Annotated in this window: 17 protein-coding genes and 1 pseudogene; 14 read left to right on the top strand and 4 right to left on the bottom strand. The window is 70.8% G+C overall.

Annotation, left to right across the window (positions count from 1 at the left end; translation table 11 throughout):
* Positions 1–36 precede the first annotated feature (36 nt).
* Genes OHA30_RS15920 through OHA30_RS15900 form a run of 5 tightly spaced genes read left to right on the top strand, consistent with a single transcriptional unit; the run spans position 37 to position 4987 of the window.
* A complete protein-coding gene (locus tag OHA30_RS15920) occupies positions 37–1125 on the top strand; it encodes a cupin domain-containing protein (protein WP_328914499.1) in 1089 nt (362 codons plus the stop codon).
* Positions 1126–1156: 31 nt separating this feature from the next.
* A complete protein-coding gene (locus tag OHA30_RS15915) occupies positions 1157–1489 on the top strand; it encodes a hypothetical protein (protein ID WP_328914498.1) in 333 nt (110 codons plus the stop codon).
* Positions 1486–2643, top strand: a complete 1158-nt coding sequence (locus OHA30_RS15910) for an aromatic ring-hydroxylating dioxygenase subunit alpha (RefSeq protein WP_328914497.1) — start codon at positions 1486–1488, stop codon at positions 2641–2643. The genes OHA30_RS15915 and OHA30_RS15910 overlap by 4 nt, the downstream gene beginning before the upstream one ends.
* Entirely contained in the window at positions 2643–3383 is a 741-nt protein-coding gene (locus tag OHA30_RS15905) for a class II aldolase/adducin family protein (protein WP_328914496.1), read from the top strand. Before OHA30_RS15910 ends, OHA30_RS15905 begins: the two co-directional genes overlap by 1 nt.
* Before the next feature lie 5 nt (positions 3384–3388).
* A complete protein-coding gene (locus tag OHA30_RS15900) occupies positions 3389–4987 on the top strand; it encodes an ethanolamine ammonia-lyase reactivating factor EutA (RefSeq protein WP_328914495.1) in 1599 nt (532 codons plus the stop codon).
* 50 nt (positions 4988–5037) lie between these two features.
* Here OHA30_RS15900 and OHA30_RS15895 read toward each other — a convergent pair whose 3' ends face one another.
* The gene (locus tag OHA30_RS15895; RefSeq protein ID WP_328914494.1) at positions 5038–5847 is read right to left on the bottom strand and encodes an IclR family transcriptional regulator; all 810 of its coding nucleotides are present in this window, start codon (positions 5845–5847) and stop codon (positions 5038–5040) included.
* A 56-nt stretch (positions 5848–5903) separates the two neighbouring features.
* Between OHA30_RS15895 and OHA30_RS15890 the strand changes: the two genes are divergently transcribed.
* The 3 genes from OHA30_RS15890 to OHA30_RS15880 are packed head-to-tail and all read left to right on the top strand — an operon-like array spanning position 5904 to position 9369.
* On the top strand, positions 5904–7172 hold the full coding sequence (locus OHA30_RS15890; RefSeq protein WP_328914493.1) for an FAD-dependent oxidoreductase: 1269 nt from the start codon (positions 5904–5906) through the stop codon (positions 7170–7172).
* 53 nt (positions 7173–7225) lie between these two features.
* Entirely contained in the window at positions 7226–8479 is a 1254-nt protein-coding gene (locus OHA30_RS15885; RefSeq protein ID WP_328914492.1) for a cupin domain-containing protein, read from the top strand.
* Positions 8476–9369 (top strand): fumarylacetoacetate hydrolase family protein, encoded by an 894-nt coding sequence (locus OHA30_RS15880; protein WP_328914491.1) that lies wholly within the window; start codon positions 8476–8478, stop codon positions 9367–9369. Before OHA30_RS15885 ends, OHA30_RS15880 begins: the two co-directional genes overlap by 4 nt.
* A 560-nt stretch (positions 9370–9929) precedes the next feature.
* Here the strand turns inward: OHA30_RS15880 and OHA30_RS15875 are convergent.
* Positions 9930–10202 carry a helix-turn-helix domain-containing protein gene (locus OHA30_RS15875; protein ID WP_328914490.1) on the bottom strand — a complete coding sequence of 91 codons (273 nt, stop codon included), beginning with the start codon at positions 10200–10202 and terminating at the stop codon, positions 9930–9932.
* A gap of 164 nt (positions 10203–10366) precedes the next feature.
* On the opposite strand from OHA30_RS15875, the gene OHA30_RS15870 reads away from it, so the two are divergent.
* Entirely contained in the window at positions 10367–10885 is a 519-nt protein-coding gene (locus OHA30_RS15870) for a helix-turn-helix domain-containing protein (RefSeq protein WP_328914489.1), read from the top strand.
* Positions 10886–11076: 191 nt separating this feature from the next.
* On the opposite strand, the pseudogene OHA30_RS15865 reads toward OHA30_RS15870, so the two are convergent.
* Both OHA30_RS15865 and OHA30_RS15860 read right to left on the bottom strand, forming a co-directional pair.
* A pseudogene (locus OHA30_RS15865) lies at positions 11077–11202 on the bottom strand (ADP-ribosylation/crystallin J1); the annotation flags it as partial.
* A gap of 53 nt (positions 11203–11255) precedes the next feature.
* Positions 11256–12728: an AAA family ATPase gene (locus OHA30_RS15860; protein WP_328914488.1), complete on the bottom strand. Its 1473-nt coding sequence runs from the start codon at positions 12726–12728 to the stop codon at positions 11256–11258.
* Positions 12729–13033: 305 nt separating this feature from the next.
* Between OHA30_RS15860 and OHA30_RS15855 the strand changes: the two genes are divergently transcribed.
* The 5 genes from OHA30_RS15855 (at position 13034) to OHA30_RS15835 (ending at position 17499) form a co-directional block, all read left to right on the top strand.
* Complete coding sequence (locus OHA30_RS15855) at positions 13034–13600, top strand: COG4315 family predicted lipoprotein (protein ID WP_328914487.1); 567 nt, start codon at positions 13034–13036, stop codon at positions 13598–13600.
* A gap of 387 nt (positions 13601–13987) precedes the next feature.
* Positions 13988–14479: a signal peptidase II gene (locus OHA30_RS15850; RefSeq protein WP_328914486.1), complete on the top strand. Its 492-nt coding sequence runs from the start codon at positions 13988–13990 to the stop codon at positions 14477–14479.
* A gap of 301 nt (positions 14480–14780) precedes the next feature.
* Positions 14781–15896 carry an isocitrate/isopropylmalate family dehydrogenase gene (locus tag OHA30_RS15845; protein WP_328917877.1) on the top strand — a complete coding sequence of 372 codons (1116 nt, stop codon included), beginning with the start codon at positions 14781–14783 and terminating at the stop codon, positions 15894–15896.
* The gene (locus OHA30_RS15840) at positions 15893–16525 is read left to right on the top strand and encodes a cysteine hydrolase family protein (RefSeq protein WP_328914485.1); all 633 of its coding nucleotides are present in this window, start codon (positions 15893–15895) and stop codon (positions 16523–16525) included. Before OHA30_RS15845 ends, OHA30_RS15840 begins: the two co-directional genes overlap by 4 nt.
* Positions 16504–17499: a class I SAM-dependent methyltransferase gene (locus OHA30_RS15835; RefSeq protein WP_328914484.1), complete on the top strand. Its 996-nt coding sequence runs from the start codon at positions 16504–16506 to the stop codon at positions 17497–17499. The genes OHA30_RS15840 and OHA30_RS15835 overlap by 22 nt, the downstream gene beginning before the upstream one ends.
* Positions 17500–17725 lie beyond the last annotated feature (226 nt).

Here is a 17725-nt window from a genome sequence, read left to right as displayed (position 1 = left end):
CGCGGCGCGCCAACCATTCAGCAAGGAGACATTCAGATGACGGTGGCCGAAACCGAACTGCCCACGATCAAACGCCCCACGGCATACGACCAGTGGCTGACGGACGAGGGGCTGAAGGTCGTCGAAGGGCTGTTCATCGAAGACCTGAACACCGTCGAACTGGGCGACTGGGCACGGCGCGGCTGCCGTGCCGCGGTCGCCCGGCTGGAGGGCGCCGAGGACGTCAACGACGCCCACATCATCGAGATCGCCCCCGGCGGGGAGATAGCGCCCGAGCGGCACCTCTACGAGGAGATCACCTATGTGGTGGCCGGCCGTGGACTGACCGAGGTGTGGAACTCCGCCGGGGACCGTACCCGCTTCGAGTGGAAGGCCGGCAGCGTCTTCTCGGTCCCGCTCAACGCCTACGCCCGGCACTTCAACAGCAGCGGGTCGCAGCCCGCCCGCTTCTACACCGTGACCAGCGCCCCGCTGGTGATGCGGCTGTTCCACAACCGGGCCTTCGTCTACGACTGCGACTTCGACTTCACCGACCGGTTCGGCGCCGGAAAGGACGACTTCAGCGGCGCCGGCACCGAGTACCAGTCCCGGGTCTGGGAGAGCAGGTTCATCCCGGACGCGGCCGGCATCGAGCTCAAGTCGTGGGACGCGCGCGGCGCCGGCGGCAGCAACGTGATGCTGGAGATCGCCGACAACAGCCTGTGCGGCCATGTCTCGCAGTTCCCGGTCGGCACCTACAAGAAGGCCCACCGGCACAACGCCGGCGCCCATGTGATCATCCTCGGCGGCACCGGCTTCTCGCTGCTGTGGCGCGAGGGCGAGCCGGTCCGCAAGGTCGACTGGCGGGCGGGCTCGATCGTGGTGCCGCCGGAGCAGTGGTTCCACCAGCACTTCAACACCGGCCCCACCCCGGCCCGCTACATGGCCCTGCGCTGGGGCAGCAAGAAGTACCCCATGTTCCGGCAGTTCCTGATCGACCGCCCCACCACCGAGGGCGGCGACCAGATCGAGTACCGGGACGAGGACCCCTCGGTCCGCGCCACCTTCGAGGCCGAACTGGCGAAGCACGGCGCCACCAGCCGGATGGACGAGGTCTACGCCAAGGCCGCCCGGCAGACCCGCTGACCGGACCCGACCCCCGCAGGAAGGAGGCGAGATGGTCGCCCTGGAACGCCGTTTCGACGAGGACTTCCACATCGCGGCCGACGCGTCGACGCTGTCGGTCGACTTCTGGAGCTATCTGAACGCCCTCCAGGCCCGGCTCGGCTGGACCCCGGCCGACGACCGGACCTGGGTCTGGCTCGAAGAGCTGGAACGCGACCTCGAACCGCTCATCGAGACCCTGCCGGAGGGCGACGCCGAGCCGTATCTGCGCCGCCTCGCGGACGCCTGGGCGTCGCACGGCGGGCCCGGGGAGCGCGACGACCTCCGACAGGGTGTGGCCGCCATGCTGCGGCAGGCCCTGCGGAACCAACAGGAGCAAGCATGATCAGTGAAGCCGAGAACGAATTCCTCACCCGGGTCGGCCCCGGCACCCCGGCCGGTGAACTGCTGCGCCGCTACTGGCAGCCGGTCGCCCTCACCGCCGACCTGTCCCCGGACAAGCGCACCAAGCGCATCCGGGTGCTGGGCGAGGACCTGGTCCTCTATCTGACCGACGACAACACCCACGCCCTGGTCGCCGAGTCCTGCGCCCACCGGCGGGTCTCGCTGTACTACGGCTTCGTGGAGGGCTGCGCGATCCGCTGCCCGTACCACGGCTGGAAGTACGACAGCAGCGGCCAGTGTCTGGAGCAGCCCTTCGAGCAGGAGAACCGGCGGGCCCGCGAACGCGCCAAGATCGCCGGCTACCCGGTCCGCGCCTACCGCGGCATCGTCTTCGCCTACATGGGCCCGGGCGAGCCGCCGGTGCTGCCGCAGTGGGACGTGCTCGACCGGCGCGACGGCCATCTGACGCTCTTCGTGGAGCAGGACCTCCAGTGCAACTGGCTCCAGCCGATGGAGAACGCCGTCGACACCGTGCACACCTTCTGGCTGCACGGGCACACCATGCACGTCAAGGGCATCGACCGCGGCAGCTACTACTACCGCCCGATCGAGAAGTACTCCTTCGAGCAGTTCGAGTGGGGCATCATCAAGCGCCGCGTCTACCGCGACAAGACCGGCGCGGTGGAGGAGGAGACCGGCCATCCGCTGGTCTTCCCCAACATCCTGCGGCTGCCCGAGGGCCCGCTCCAGGCGATGCACTGGCGGGTGCCGGTGGACGACGAGCACACCATGCTCATCCGGGCCGGGCTGCGCCCCGACCAGCCGGGCGAGGAGCGGGTGCACGACGAGGAGCCCAGCGTGGTGCGTCTGCCCTCGGAGATGACCGCCGACGGCGACCACGTGATGGACACCTTCACCAGCCAGGACCGGATGGCCTGGGAGACCCAGGGCGCCGTCTACGACCGCACCAAGGAGATGCTGGGCGCGGAGGACAAGGGCATCGCGATGTACCGGCGGCTGCTGCGGCAGCAGATCGAGCTGGTGCAGGCGGGTGAGGACCCGATGGGTCTGATCCGTGACCCCGCCCTGGCCAAGGTCGCGTTCGACGTGTCCCAGGGCCAGGCGCGGGTGGCCGTGGCCGAGGGCAGGGTGTGATGGCGCCGGCGGCCGAGCGCGTCGCGGCGGCGGAGCGGATCGCCGCGGCCTGCCGTGTCCTCGGCCGCCTGGGCCTGACCCGCGAGCCGGCCGGCCATGTCAGCATGCGGCTGGCCGACGGGAGCGTGGCCGTCAAGGCCCGCGGTCCCGCCGAGACCGGACTGCGGTTCGCCGGGGCCGACGACGTGGTGGTGGTCGGTCCCGACGGTGAACTGCTCTCCGGCGCACCGGGGTTGAAGCCTCCGCAGGAGGTCGCCATCCACCTCGCGGTGTACCGGGCCCGCCCGGACGTCGGCAGCGTGGCGCATGTCCATCCGCTGATGCCGGTGCTCTTCGGCGTCTGCGACGTACCGCTGCTGCCGCTGATCGGCGCCTATGACCCGTACGCGCTGCGGCTGCTGGCCCGCGGTGTGCCGACGTACCAGCGCGCCGTGCTGGTCACGGACCGCCGGCTGGGCGACGAGCTGGCCGCGGTGCTCGGGTCGGGCGGCGCCTGTCTGATGCGCGGCCACGGCGTGACGACCGCGGGGGAGACACCGGAGGAGGCGGCGCTGAACGTCATCAAGCTCAGCGAGCTGGCCGAGCTCAACTTCCGGGCCCGCCAGCTCGGTGAGCCGCGGCCGATCGACGCGGCCGACCAGGAGTCCGTCGTCGGGACCGGCCGCACCCGGCCGGAGCTGATCGAGTCCACCTGGCGCTTCTACCGCCGTCTGGCGGACGAGCCGACCGGGGAGAGGTGAGAGCGGTGTCCGACACCGACACGGGGACGCGGGCCGCGGCCGAGGTCCATGGCCACAGCCACGGTCACAACCACAGCCACGGTCACAGCCATGGCCACGGTCACGGTCACCATCACGACGACCACGCCGTGGACATCTGGTCCGACGACCCCGACCACCCGCTGTGGGAACGGGATCAGATCGTCCTCACCAGCGTCGGCATCGACATCGGCTCGGCCACGAGCCAGTTGCTGCTGTCCCGGCTGACCCTGCGGCGGCTGGGACGGGAGATGTCCAGTGCCTTCGCCGTCGTCGAGAAGCGGATCGTCCACGAGTCGCCCGTCGTCCTGACGCCGTACGCCGAGGGGCTGCGGATCGACGAGGAGCGGCTGCGGGACTTCGTGGACCGGACGCTGGCGGAGGCCGGCGTCTCGGCCGACGAGGTGGACACCGGCGCCGTCATCCTCACCGGCGAGGCGACCCGGCGGCACAACGCCCGGGCCATCGCGGACCTCTTCGCCGCCCGGACCGGCCGCTTCATCTGCGCGGCCGCCGGGCACGGCATGGAGGCGGTGCTCGCCGCCCACGGCTCGGGCGCGGTGGCCAGGAGCGAGCGCGGCGGGCGGGTGCTCAACATCGATGTGGGCGGCGGCACCACCAAGCTGTCGGTGGCCGAGTCCGGCGCCGTACGGGAGACCGCCGCGCTGCATCTGGGCGGACGGCTGGTCGTGGTCGACGGCGCGGGGCGGATCGTCCGGCTGGAACCCGCGGGCGCCCGTCTGGCGGCGGCGCTCGGTCACGACTGGTCGCTGGGGGACACCGTCCCACCGTCCCGGCTGGCGGAACTGGCCGCGCTGATGGCCGACCAGGTCCTCTCTGCGGTGCTCGGTACGTCCGCGCCCGGTTCGGTTCCCGGTGACGGTCTCGACTGGACGCGGCTCACCGAACCGTTCGCCGCCCGGGGTCCGTACGACGCCGTGCTGTTCTCCGGCGGTGTCGCCGAGTACGTCTACGGGCGCGAGTCCAGGGAGTTCGGCGATCTGGGGCCGATGTTCGGGCGTGCGCTGGCCGGGCGGGCGGGGCGGTTGCCCGGTCCGGTGGAGGACTGCGGGCGGGCGATCAGGGCGACGGTGCTCGGGGCGTCCCAGTACACCGTGCAGGTCAGCGGGAACACCCTGCACGTCAGCGATCCCGGTCTGCTGCCGATGCGCGATCTGCGGGTGCTGCGACCGGAGTTCGCGTGGACCGAGGAGGTCGACCCGGAGCTGGTCGCGGCCGCGGTCCGGCGGCGGCTCACGGAGTCGGCGGTCGGCCCGGACGACGCGCTGGCCTTCGGCTTCGGCTGGAGCGGTGCGCCGAGCTTCCGGCGGCTGGACGCCTTCGTCACGGGGATACGGCTCGGTCTGGAGGAGCGGATCGCGGCGGGCCTGCCGCTGTGTCTGCTCTTCGACGGCGACATCGCGCAGACCGTCGGCGCTCTGCTGCTCGATCAGGGTGTGACGTCCCCGGTCGTCTCGGTGGACGGCATCACCGGCACCGCGTTCGACTATGTGGACGTCGGCGCGGTGCTGGCCAAGTCCGGGACGGTCCCGGTCTCGCTCAAGTCATTGGTGTTCGCGCTGTGACCGGCGGCTCGGCAGGTGCCAGGCCGCCGCCGCGGCCAACGGTTCCCCCCTCAGGCGGACTCGTTGAGCGCCTCGCTCACCGACGCCTGGGCCTGGACCACCAGGGGCGCCAGCGCCCTGGCCTGCTCGATGGTCTCCAGCCGGGACCTCGGGACGGCCACCGCGATGGCCGCCAGCGGATAGCCGATGAGGTCGTAGATCGCCGTCCCCACCGCGCTGATGCTGTTCTCGCCCTCGCCGAAGTTGATCGCGTATCCGATCCCCCGGATCTCACGCAGATCGGCCTCCAACTCGCCCCAGGTGGAGATGGAGGCGGGCGTGCGGGTGTCCAACTGCCGGGTCGGGTAACGGCGGCCCAGGTCGGTGCTCGGCAGAGCGGCCAGTATCGCCTTGCCGCCGGCCGTGCAGTGGGCCGGCAGCACGATCCCGGTACGGGTCGCCACGCGCACCGCCCGGGAGCCCTCGACACAGTCGATGAAGCGGACGGAATTGCCCTCCAGCAGCAGCAGACTGGCCGTTTCCTGGGTCTGCTCGCTCAGCTGCTCAAGCACCGGACGCGCCGCGTGCCGGATGTCGACCCGGCCGATCGCGGCGAGTCCGATCTCCAACAGGGCGCGGCCTGGCCGATAGACGCCGTTGGGCTTGTCCTGCGTCACAAAGCTCTGCCGGCGCAGTGCCGTCAGCAGCCGATGGGCGGTGGACCGGGCGACGCCCAGCGCCTCCGCGGCCTCGGCGACGCGCAGGGCCCGTCTCTCGCCGATGAGGTGCAGCAACTGAAGGGCGTTGTCGACCGATGACAGGCCCGCCTGCGGCTCGTAAGGCGCGGGGACGTGGGGGTCATCGTGGATTGTGTTCTTCATGAAGGAATAGTAGCGCCAAATCTTCCAAGGCGCGGAATAATCACTAAGGTTGGGCTATGACATTCGTGGCGAATCATCGTGAGCTGCCCGTACTCGTGCTGGGGGGCGGCCCCGTCGGCGCCACCGCGGCATGGGCGCTGGCCCGAGCAGGCGTGGAGGTGCACGTCATCGAGCGCGAACCCCAGCCGCGTACCGACTGGCGCGCGTCGACGTTCCACCCGCCGACGCTCGAACTGCTCGACGATCTCGGCCTGTCGGGACAGATGCACGCCGAGGGGCTGACGGTGCCGCGCTACCAGTACCGCGACCGCCGCTCCGGACTGGTCGCCGAGTTCGACTTCGGCGTGCTCAAGGACGAGACAAAGTACCCGCACCGGCTCCAGCTCAACCAGCAGCACCTGGTCCGGATGCTGGTCGAACGGCTCACGGACGCCCCGAACGTCACCCTGCACTACGGCGTCACCGCCGACGCGATCACCACCGGCGCGGACGGCGTGACCGTCTCGGGCCGAGGACCGTCCGGCGAGGTGAGCCTGCGCGGCAGCTTCCTGATCGCCGCCGACGGCGCGAGCAGCACCGCCCGCGGGCTGCTGGGCGCCCGGTTCGAGGGCTTCACCTACCCCGAGCGCTTCCTGATCGCCAGCACCTCGGCCGACTTCCGCGCGCTCATCCCGGACATCGCCGACGTCAACTATGTCGCCGACCCCGACGAATGGCTCTTCCTGCTGCGCACGGTGGAGTCCTGGCGCGCGGTGTACCCGGTGCCGGTGGACCAGACGTACGAGCAGGCCACCGACGCCGCCGAGATGCAGACCCGGTTGCAGGGCATCGCGCCGCTGCCGTCCGGCTACCCGATCATCGACTACCAGGTCTACCACGTGCACCAGCGGGTGGCGGACTCGTTCGTCTTCGGCCCCTGCGCGCTGATCGGCGACGCCGCCCACATCAACAGCCCGCTCGGCGGGGTGGGACTCAACAGCGGTATCCACGACGGCGTCGACCTGGCCCGCCGGCTGGTCCGGATCCTCCAGCACGACGCCGACGAGGAAGCCGAGCTGGCGGCCTTCAACTTCGTACGGCGGCAGGTGGCCGTCGAGTATGTCCAGGCCGACACCAAGAAGAACACCGAGCGGATCGGCGAGCGCGACGAGGCCAAGCGGCAGGCCAACCACGACGAGATGCGGGCCGTCGCGGGCGACCCCGACCGGGCCAGGGCCTGGTGCCGGCGTGCCTCGCTGCTCGAATCGGTGGCCCGCTTCGGAATCGGACTGCCGCCGCAGGAGGTCCGCCGCCGTATGGACGCGGTGGCGAACTCGACCATATGAGCCGACCGTTGCCGCCGGGCCCGGCCGGGCGCGGCGCAGGCGAAAGAGACGCTATGACGTACGGAACGACCGCGTCCGCGCGGGACGGGGAAGAACTCCCTTCGGGAGAGCAGCTGTCGACCGATGGGGAGGCGCCTGGTGGTGGGGAGGCGCCGGCTGACGAGGAGGCCCAACTCGCCTCCCTCTACCGGGACCTGGCCGCCGTGGACCTGCATCCGCTGTGGACGATCACCCGCAACCTGCTGCCGCCCACCCCGCGCCCCCGCTCGGTCCCCTGGCTGTGGAGCGCCCCCGTGCTGACCGACCTCGCCGAGCGTGCACTGCGCCTCGTACCGGTCGAACGCGGCGGTGAGCGACGGGTGTTGAGCCTCGGCAACCCCGGCCTCGGCGGTCTGCCCTACGCGGCCGGCACCCTGTGGGGCGCCATCCAGTGCCTCGGCCAGGGCGAGACGGCCCCGGCCCACCGGCACACGCCCGGCGCCATCCGCTTCATCCTGTCCGGGGACGGCGTCGCGACCACCGTCGACGGCGACGTCTGCGACATGCACCCCGGCGACCTGGTGCTCACCCCGTCGTGGAACTGGCACGACCACAGCAGCACCAGCGACGGCCCGATGCTCTGGTTCGACGGGCTCGACCTGCCGATGATCGAGGCGCTGGACGCGGTCTTCTTCGAGCCCTACCCCGACCTCCGGCAGCCGGAGGAGACCCCGCACAACCGTTCCGAGACCACGGCCGGACCCGGTCCGCGCTTCGTCAGCGGCGCGGTCCGCGACGTGGTGGACGGCCGGCACTCCCCGCTGCTGGTCTACCGATGGACCGACACCGACCGGGAGTTGACCCGGCTGGCCGCCGAGAGCGCAGAGCCGCTGGTGAGCCTGGAGTTCGTCAGCCCGCAGACCGGCGCCAGCGTGCTGCCGACCATGAACTGCGGCATGCACCGACTCGCCCCCGGAGCACACACGTTGCCGGTCCGCCGTACCGGCAACGCCGTCTTCGTCGTCTACCGCGGCTCCGGCTCCTCGGTGATCGACGGTCAGCGGTTCGACTGGTCGGCCGGCGACATGTTCGTCGTACCGTCCTGGGCCGCCGCCGAGCACACCAGCGCGGAGGGCGCCGACCTGTTCAGCATCGGCGACAGCCCCGTACTGCGGGCGCTCGGCATCTACCGCGAACTGACCCTGGCCGCACCCCAGTCGGTGACCGGTGTCTTCACCCCGGCCACGCCGGCTGCTCCGGCTGTTCCGGCCACCCCGGCTGCTCCGGTTACGTCCGCCGCCACGAACCAGGACCAGGTGCGCTCATGAGACTCGCCCTCTTCGACGACAACCGGCTCGGCGTCGTCATCGGCGACGCCGTGGTGGACGTGACCCACGCGCTGCCCTGGCCGCACGACCCCGACCCGCTGCTGGCCGGCTGGTGGCGCCGGCTCTGCCGGGACTTCGCCGAGGTCGCCCCCGCCCTGGGTGCGGCGGCCGACGCGGGCCCGCGGCTGCCGCTGGACTCCGTACGGCTGGCGGCGCCGGTGCTCGGCCCGACGAAGATCATCGCCTCGGCCAGCAACTACCAGGCCCACGTGGACGAGATGCACTCGGTGCAGGAGCGCACGCTGGGGCAGGTCGAGTCGTGGATGATGAACTTCGACGTCTTCCTCAAGGCGCCGTCGTCCATCACCGGACCGCGCGGGCCCATCGTGCTTCCGCGCGCGGTGCTGGACGAGGGCAGCGAGATCCACCACGAGTCCGAACTGGTCGTGGTGATCGGCACCGGCGGCAAGGACATCGCGGTCGAGGACGCCCTCGACCATGTGCTCGGCTACACGATCGGCCTGGACATCACCGTACGCAGCCCGGCGGACCGTTCCCGCCGCAAGAGCTACGACACGTTCAGCCCGTTGGGACCCTGGCTCACCACCAGCGACGAGGCGGGCGACCCGGCCGACTTCGACATCCGGCTGACCTGCGACGGCGAACCGCGTCAGGAGGTCAACACCTCGGATCTGATCACTCCGGTGCCGCGGATCATCTCCTACGCCTCGCGCATGATGACCCTCAACCCCGGTGATGTGATCTTCACGGGGGCGCCTCCCGGTGTCGGGCCGATCGTGCCCGGTGATGTGCTGGACGCGTCGATCAGCCGCTTGGGCGGGATGCGGATGGCGGTCGAGGCGGAGGGGATCGCGGGGGCCGCGGGCTGAGCGATGGGGCTCGGTGCCGTCCGGCCGGGGGCCTCGGAGTGGGCGTGGGCGCGCGCGCCGACGCGCGTTGTGGGCGCTTCGGCGGGTCGGTCGGTGCGCGGGTGGGGGCCTGGCGGCCTGATCGGTGCGCGGTGGCATGCGGGTGACCTGCGCCGACACCGGCATTTCGGTGACTGCCGGACATGGCACGGCTGCTCGCCGTAATGTGACGAGCGGTCGGCCATTCGTCCGCTGCTTCCTCCTCCGTACACCCGGTACGGATGTAAGGAGAACGGAGCAGCACCGAGTGAAACATCGGAAGCCGAGGAGGCTCCGTAGTATCGATCGCTTACGCGTGACCTGGTGCATCATCCAGATGGCAGTCTGGATCCATCAGCACGTCAGCGACCGGTAGTTCGGCCGGCGGAGGCCGTTGTCGCCTAAAGATTGCGGCCTCCGCATTCCTACGCGTCTCATGATGGCCGATAACCCCCAGGTGCACACCCCCCGTCTCACGACTTTGGCATATGCCATTTCTGCGGGTTCGCGGGAATCGGCGATCGTCCCGGTCCTGTCGGCGGTCAACCGGTGTCCTCGGGGGACTTGGCCGTGCCGCCGGTGTGGCGTTTGCGTTCCAGGGCGACCAGGGGACAGTTCAGCGCTTCGGCGATCTTCGTGAGATTGGCCGGCGTGGCACTGCGCCAGCCGGACTCGATCTCCCCCATGAGCTGTTCGGAGATGCCGACCAGATCGGCGAGGGCGCGCTTGGTCAGCCCGGCCTTCTCGCGTGCCCATGTGACCGCCTCGGGCTCCTGGTGGAGCCTGCTCGGACGGGTGCGGGGGCGGGGTGTCATGTGGAGAAACTAGCGCGTACTAGCGCTTTTGCACAAGTAGTCCGTGCGAACTACGCGCACTGTGCCTCGTACTGACGTGCATATGCGCAGGCAGTCCGGGGTAGGTTCGGGTTCTAGCGGGGTAGAACTGGACGCGGAGCGCGTAGTTGTGCGAAGCTCGTCCTATGACTGAGCGCCCGGCCGCACCGCCCGAGGGTGAGTTGATCAAGACCGCCCTGGTGGCATCACGAATCTCGCAGCGAGAAGCAGCGCGGCGAGCAAACATCAGCGACACCCGGTGGCGGCAGATCGTCTCCGGCTACCAGTCCATCGGCGGCTCGAAGGTCAGCTTTCGCAGCCCGGCGGACACGGTGGCCCGGATGGCACGCGTCGTCGATCTGCAACCGGAGCAGTTGGAGGCAGTCGGCCGCGATGATGTCGCGACCGCGCTGCGCGCCATCGTGGCCAAGGAGCGGGAGGAGGAGTCCGCACCGTTCGTGGACGGCTCGGTGAGCCGTGTGGACGAGCGCTGGCACATGCTGGAGGCGCTGCTGCGCCAGGCCCGGGTGGGGCTCAACCCGTCCGAGTACAGCACGCTCGTCGGCCGGATCAATGTCTTCTTCGCCCAGGCCCCCGAGTGGCAGCCGCCGGACGGTCCGGCGCCCGCCGAGGGTGGCCGCCGATCGAAGAAGACGGACGCGTAGCGCGTCCTCCGCCCCAACCGTCACCTACCCATCCACCCACCCCGGCCCGCGCGCACCGCGCGCGGGCCGCTTTCTCATGCCCCGCCCCGCCGCCCGCGCGTGCGCAGTCCGCCCCCAGCGCGCTAGTACCGCAACCCCTTTACCCCCCACCGGATTTGCCGTCGGCCCGGGTCGCCGGCCCGGGTCGCGGGTCACGGCTCCGGAGTGAAGGTGTGGGTGAGTCGGATCGGGCCGACGATGTGGCGGTTGAACTCCGGCAACTCCTCGGCCGGTACCCACAGTTCGAGGATCGTCCGGCCGCCGGCCTGACGGACCGGCGCGCTCCCGGCTGCGCCATCGGATGTCCCGGCGCCCGGGCGCCGCTGACGGCTCACATCTGCCCGTAGAGCGTCGTGAGATCGATGAGGTGAAGGTCAGGGGCGGTTTCTGCGGCCGTCCGCGCCTTGCCGTTGAAACCGGCCCCGCTGAAGCAGAGGAGTTGCGTGCGCGTGGTGTCGTAGCGCCCGGTCCGGGCGATGAGCGTACGGATGTGCTGGAGCCGCTCGATATGGGCGATTCCCATCGTGTCGTTCCACTTGGCCTCGCCGATGGCCAGCAGGGGCGGCTTTCCACCGTCGGCGATGCCGACGACGGCCACGTCGATCTCGTGTCCGACATGGGTGCCGGAGTCGTGGACCGCGCCGTGCCCGACACGGGCGGGCAGCCCGCCGAAGAGGTCGGGGTCGGCGTGATGCAGGGCCCAGTCGCGGCAGACCTGTTCGAAGTGCGGACCGAGGACATTGCTGACGTAGCGGCGTCGGCTGGCCTGCCACACCCGCGCCGCGCTTCCCGGCCGCTCCAACTGGTCCCACACCGGCCGCATGACGGCGTGGTAAAAACCGATCAGCGGTTCGGCGATGCGGTACGTGGGCCGGTTCTCGCGGAAGACGTCGGCATCCCGGTGCAACAGCCCGGCGTCTTCAAGGACGTTGATGGGGTGGGCGACATCCGTTGCCTTGCGCTCCAGATAGCCGGCCATACCGCCCCGGGTCCTGTTGCCATCCGCGACAGCGGCCAGGACGCTCAGGTACAGCGCCGTGTCCCGTAGATCCGGCTCTTCGGCGAGCAGATAGCGGGCCTCGCGGAAGAGCGGCGTCTCGGGGTTGAGAACCGTGCGCACGACCCAGTCGTCGAAGTCCTCCGGGCCGCTGGGGGAGTCCCCGCGGGCGAATTCACGGCGGTAGGCGGGGGTGCCGCCGACGATCGCGTTGACCCGCATGGCCAGCTGCGGATCGGTGATGTCCCAGAACCGCGCGGCGAGGCGGTAGTCCAGGGGCCGTACGAGCAGTTCGAGCCCCGCCCGTCCCCGCAGAGGCGCGTTGCCCGACAGCAGCTTGCCCATGAAGGAGAGAGCCGAACCGCACAGCAGCAGCCGGGCACGGGACGCGGTGCGCTCTTCGCGCAGCGGCCGGAATGCCTCCTGGATGATCGAGGGGAGTTCCGGGTTGGCCTTGGCGAGGTACGGGAACTCGTCGATCACCACCGGCACCGGCCGTTCGGCGCCGAGCGCCAGTAGGGCGTCGATCGCTTCCGCCCAGTCGGCGAAGTGGAAGGGGCTGGGCGGCCGGACGTGTGCGGTGAGCATCGTGCTCAGACGTCGGAGCGACTCGGTGTCGGCTGCCTCGGTGGCCCCGAAGTAGAAACCTCCGGCCGCGCGGCATGCGGCGTCGAGCAGGAAGGTCTTGCCCTGGCGTCGCCGCCCGGAGACCACACCGAGGGTGGCCCCGGGCTGGGGGTCGCTGATGAATCGGGTCAGAGCGGACCACTCGTAGTCACGGTCGAACATCTCGGCGGGTTTGAGCACGGACACATCCTTCGCGGTGGGCCGCCGGTCCTTGAGCGGTTCGGGAGAATAGAGAAGCGTACTTCTATAAAACGTACCTCTATCTTCCTCGGTCTGCTCGGCGTGGCGGGAAGGGGTGGCTCCGGACGCGGCGGAGATCGGCTGTGCCCGGTGATTTTCGCGCCCAGGCCGCTCCCCGGGCCGCTCCCCGGACGGCTCTGCCGCGTGGCCGGACCGTGGACGCCGTTGTGTAGTGGGGACGGGCGGCCCCGATCAGCGCGGGCCGTCGGCTGCCCGTCCAGGGCGGACGGATCAGAGGAGTCCTCGTGAGGCACGTCAGAACTTTCGCCGCCGTCGCCGGAAGCGTACTCGTCGCGGTCGCGGCGACCGCCTGTTCCACCGGCACCACCAACAGCTCGTCCAGCACCGGGGCCGCCGCCGCCCCGAAGTCCTCCAGCGACGCGTACGCGCCCGAAGCCGTGGCGAGCTCCACCACGGCGACGGTCTCCACGAAGTCGGAGTCGCTGGGCAAGATCCTCGTCAACGCCAAGGGCCTGACCCTCTATCTCTTCGAGGCCGACAAGACCAGCAAGTCGACCTGCACGGGTGCCTGCGCCCAGGCGTGGCCGCCGCTGACCGTCAAGGGGAAGCCGACCGCGGGCTCCGGGGTCCAGAGCAAGCTGCTCTCGACCACCAACCGCTCGGGCGGCACCAAGCAGGTGACGTACAAGGGCCACCCGCTCTACCGCTTCGCCGGCGACAAGAAGGCCGGTGACACCAACGGCCAGGGGCTCAACAACTTCGGCGCCAAGTGGTACGTCCTGGGCGGCAACGGCAAGGCGATCACCTCGAAGTCGTCGCAGAAGCCGTCGTCCGGCGGCGGGGGCTACTGACCTCCGGCGACCCGCGCTGACCCCCGCCGACCCCCGCTGACCCTTTCGGCGGACGGCCGCCATGCCGTCCGCCCCGCCGTCTCGGCGGACGGCCGCCATGCCGTCCGCCCCGCCGTCTCGGCGGACGGCCGCCATGCCGTCCGCCCCGCCGTCTCGGCGGACGGCCGCCATGCCGTCCGCCCCGCCGTCCGCCGTACGTCCGCTGCCGCAGTACCTCCCGGTGTACCCCCGGCCGTACGTCCCCGGCGCCTCCCGCCGTACGTCCCCCGCCGTACCCCCGCCGTCGCGCCGGGTGATCCGGGTCTCCTCGGCGGTACGCCCCCTTGGCCGTCGGCGGGCGGCGCGTACGCTCGGTGGAAGGCGGGGCAGGGGACCGGGAGGTGTGCGGTGCGGCGGACGTATCTGCTGTGGGTGACGGCGGCCATCGGGCTCGCGGTGGACCAGAGCACGAAGGCGATCGCCGCGGTCGTCGTCGAGGGCCGGGAACCCACGCACGCGTTCGGCGGCGCGGTGACCTTCGCGGCCTTCCGCAACTCGGGCGCGGCCGGCTCGTTCGCGCCCCGCGCCACCCTGGTCTTCACACTCCTGGCGTGCGCGGTGCTCGTCTTCATCGCCCGCGTGGCGCCCGCCGTACGTTCCCCCGGCTGGGCCGTCGGGCTCGGCCTGCTCTTCGCGGGCGCGGGCGGCAACCTCGCCGACCGCATCTTCCGTACCCCCGGCTTCGGCCGCGGTGCCGTCCTGGACTTCATCCGGATCGGCGACTCCGGGACCTTCAATCTGGCCGATCAGTGCGTGACGCTCGGCGCCCTGCTGATCATCGTCCAGACCTTCCGCGGCATTCCCATGCGCGCCGGAGCCCCGTTGCCCAGCCACTCGTAGCGCGTCCGGCGGCCCGCCCGGCCGCTTTTTCGCGGCTCACCGTGTACGCGTCCGGAACCGCGCGGCCGCGTCTTATGCGCGGATATCTGGAATTCACCCCTTCGGGTGAACCGGACCGGCTTCCCCATAAGCGTGTCGGCCGTCGGCCGGATAGTGAGGGAATCGCCGCGCTCCGGTGTGCGACCGGACGGGAAGGGCGATATTCGGGCATTCCTGAATTTCCTCCGCGCAAACCCGTGAGCGACGACGACCGGAAGAAGAATGACGCGTCTCTGGGGACTGAGGTGATGTGAGCAGCATGGTGAACCCTGCCATCGGACTTGCTGTGGGACGGGGAACGGGAGCGGAACTCGCGGCCGTCTTCGAAAGGGTCCTGGACGGAATCGGCCGGCTGTATTCGGTCGGAATCGACGTCGTGCGGTCGCCGCGGACCTATCACTCGTATGTGTCGCTGAAGGCCGAGAGCGGGATCGAGCGGGTCCGCGAGCTGACGCGGGAGGACGCCGAGCACTACGAGCGCTTCTGCCGGACCCGGGCGGACCTCGGCACCACGGCGATCTTCCGCACGGCGATCAACGCCCAGTCGCTGTACCTCGTACGGCAGCGGTTGCAGGCGGTGAAGGTGGACGTCATCGCCGCCGGGGACACCTCGCTGCTGCTGGTCAGGGACGAGGCCCAGGGCTTCTACACCGGTGAGAACGAGCATTCCCCTGGCCTGGTCACCCGTACGACGACCTTCAGCCGGGAGATCACCGAGAAGGTCATCGCGTTCGCCCTGGAACGGGCCGGGCGGGAATGGCCGGACGGCCGGATCGACCAGATCGTCATGGCCTACAAATTCCATTTGCTGGACCGCGCTCTCGACGACTGGGTGGCGGAGATCTCCGCGCGGCACGGGGTGGAGATCAAGCTCTTCCAGCCGGACACGGTGAACCGCAATCTGATCGAGTACGGCCCTTCGGCCCGCACGCTGATCATCGCCGGAAACGAGTGGGCCGACATCATGCATGTGGTCCTGCTCGACCGTTTCGGCTCCGAGCGGCAGGAGAACCGCTGCACGGAGAATGTCCATCTTCACCCGGACGTGGCCGGGCTGGTCGAGTACCAGACCGTGCACGGTTCGGCCGACGACCTCGCGGGGCGGGACACGGTCAATCCGGTGGCGACCGTACGGGCCGCGGCGGCGATCGCGGAGCGGCACGCGGGCTGCGCGGGCGCGGTGCGCGTGGTGGAACGGGCGCTGGAGGCCGTCGTGGACAGGGGCATCGCCACGCCGGACCTCGGCGGGCGGCACTCGACCACGGAGGTGGTGGACGCGATTCTCGACGCGCTGGAGCCGCTGAGGGACGAGGTGCCGGGGCCCCGGGGCGACGGCGGGCTGACCGTGGCCGGATCTCCGCTGGCCACCGGCTCATGACCGCCCGGGAGGGGACGGCGCTGGTCGTCGTCGACGTGCAGAACGACTTCTGCGCGAGCCCGGTGGCCCTCGCCCGGTACCGCGGCGACCCCGCGCGGCTGGACGCGGTGACGACGAACGCCGCGCGGGCCGTCGAGGCGGCGCGGGACCTCGGTACGGAGGTCGTCTTCGTCCGGTTCACCGGGGACACCGAGCACCAGGGGCCGAGCTGGCGGCGCCGGGACCTCGTCCTGGGCAAGGAGCCGAAGTGCCGCGAGGGGACGTGGGGCGCCGAGTTCCACAAGGTGGCGCCCGCGCCGGACGAGGCGGTCTTCACCAAACGGGCCTGCTTCGACGCCTTCCTCAGCGACGGGTTCGAGGAGCATCTCGTCCGGCGCGGCATCGGGCATCTGGTGTTCGTCGGCCTGTTCACCGACGTCTGTGTGGACTCGACCGCGCGCACCGCGTTCCAGAAGGGCTTCCATGTGACGGTGCTGACGGACTGCACGACGAGTTTGCACCTGCCGGACGCGGAGATTCTTGGATACATGACCCGTGTGTACGGCGCCCGTACGACGACCCACGACCGGTCGGCCTTGTGGTCGCGGCTCACCGAGGAGGAGGCGACATGGTCGGCACAGCGCGTCTGAACTCCGGTGCGGCGGGCGGCGACGACGCGGGCGGCACAGTCGCGGACCCGGAGCCCGGCGGGCGCGCGGTGGGCGTCGACGCCGGCGCCGTGGGCGTCGACTCGGGTGTGGCGGCCGGTGTCGGCAGGACCGCGCTCATGGTCGCCGCGGCGCGGGCCATCGAGGCCCACCGCCCCGACGCCCTGGCACGGGACGTCTACGCGGAGCACTTCGTACGCGCCGCGCGGGCGTCCGCCGACTGGCCGGTCCGTCCCGAGGACGTGCCGGACGGGGACGGGAATCCGCTGTGGGGACGGCTGGGCCGTTACTTCGGTCTGCGGACCAGGGTCCTGGACGACTTCCTCCTCCGGTCGGTCGGCGAGGGCATCCGCCAAGTGGTGCTGCTCGGGGCGGGGTTGGACACGAGGGCGTTCCGGCTCGACTGGCCGCGGGACTGCGCGGTCTTCGAGGTCGACACGCCGGACGTCATGGCGTTCAAGCGCGATGTGCTGGGCGGGTTGGGCGCCGTCCCGAAGGCGTTACGCGTACCGATCGCGGCCGATCTGCGCGACGACTGGGTCGGGGCGCTCACCGACGCCGGCTTCGACCCGGCCGTTCCGACCGCCTGGCTGGCCGAGGGGCTGCTGCTCTACCTTCCGCATGTCGCCGAGCGGCAACTCATCGCCACGGTCGACCGGTTGAGCGGTGGCGGCACCGCCATGGCGTTCGAGATCAAGCTCGGCTGGAACACACCGGGGGCCCACACCAATCCGGTCTACGCCGCCGCGAGGGAGCAGATCGGCGTCGATCTGCTCGCGCTGTTCGACGGGGAACCGCGGCCCGACTCGGCCGGTGAACTGAGGGACAGGGGCTGGACCGCGTCGGTCCACTCGCCCTTCGACTTCAGCCGCCGGCACGGCCGGGGCCCGCTGCCGGAGCCGAACGACGCGCTGGCGGGCAACCGTTGGGTGTTCGCGCACAAACCCCCTGAGTAGCGGCGCCGTTCACGCGGGCGTCCCGGTTCGCGCGCGTCGGCCGTCGGTGACGGCCGACGACGCACCCATGACGATTCCGCCCGTACGCCACGGGCGATTCCCGCCCCGCCCCACGGGCGGAAGCTCCAGCCCGAACACGCCGACGTAGCCCCCTCCGTCCGCGCCTCCGATCCGTCGACTCCCCGACCCCCCCGCCGCGGCGCATGGTGAAGGCCCGGATCGACAA

The sequence above is a fragment of the Streptomyces sp. NBC_00223 genome (genome assembly GCF_036199905.1).
In the GTDB taxonomy this organism is placed as follows: Bacteria; Actinomycetota; Actinomycetes; order Streptomycetales; family Streptomycetaceae; genus Actinacidiphila.
Note: the sequence above shows the minus strand (reverse complement) of the source record. Positions and strands in the feature narration are given on the sequence as shown.

Coding starts and splice junctions, on each gene's coding strand:
- OHA30_RS15920 (WP_328914499.1), top strand. CDS start 37: ATGACGGTGGCCGAAACCGAACTGCCCACGATCAAACGCCCCACGGCA.
- OHA30_RS15915 (WP_328914498.1), top strand. CDS start 1,157: ATGGTCGCCCTGGAACGCCGTTTCGACGAGGACTTCCACATCGCGGCC.
- OHA30_RS15910 (WP_328914497.1), top strand. CDS start 1,486: ATGATCAGTGAAGCCGAGAACGAATTCCTCACCCGGGTCGGCCCCGGC.
- OHA30_RS15905 (WP_328914496.1), top strand. CDS start 2,643: ATGGCGCCGGCGGCCGAGCGCGTCGCGGCGGCGGAGCGGATCGCCGCG.
- OHA30_RS15895 (WP_328914494.1), bottom strand. CDS start 5,847: ATGAAGAACACAATCCACGATGACCCCCACGTCCCCGCGCCTTACGAG.
- OHA30_RS15890 (WP_328914493.1), top strand. CDS start 5,904: ATGACATTCGTGGCGAATCATCGTGAGCTGCCCGTACTCGTGCTGGGG.
- OHA30_RS15885 (WP_328914492.1), top strand. CDS start 7,226: ATGACGTACGGAACGACCGCGTCCGCGCGGGACGGGGAAGAACTCCCT.
- OHA30_RS15880 (WP_328914491.1), top strand. CDS start 8,476: ATGAGACTCGCCCTCTTCGACGACAACCGGCTCGGCGTCGTCATCGGC.
- OHA30_RS15875 (WP_328914490.1), bottom strand. CDS start 10,202: ATGACACCCCGCCCCCGCACCCGTCCGAGCAGGCTCCACCAGGAGCCC.
- OHA30_RS15870 (WP_328914489.1), top strand. CDS start 10,367: ATGACTGAGCGCCCGGCCGCACCGCCCGAGGGTGAGTTGATCAAGACC.
- OHA30_RS15840 (WP_328914485.1), top strand. CDS start 15,893: ATGACCGCCCGGGAGGGGACGGCGCTGGTCGTCGTCGACGTGCAGAAC.
- OHA30_RS15835 (WP_328914484.1), top strand. CDS start 16,504: ATGGTCGGCACAGCGCGTCTGAACTCCGGTGCGGCGGGCGGCGACGAC.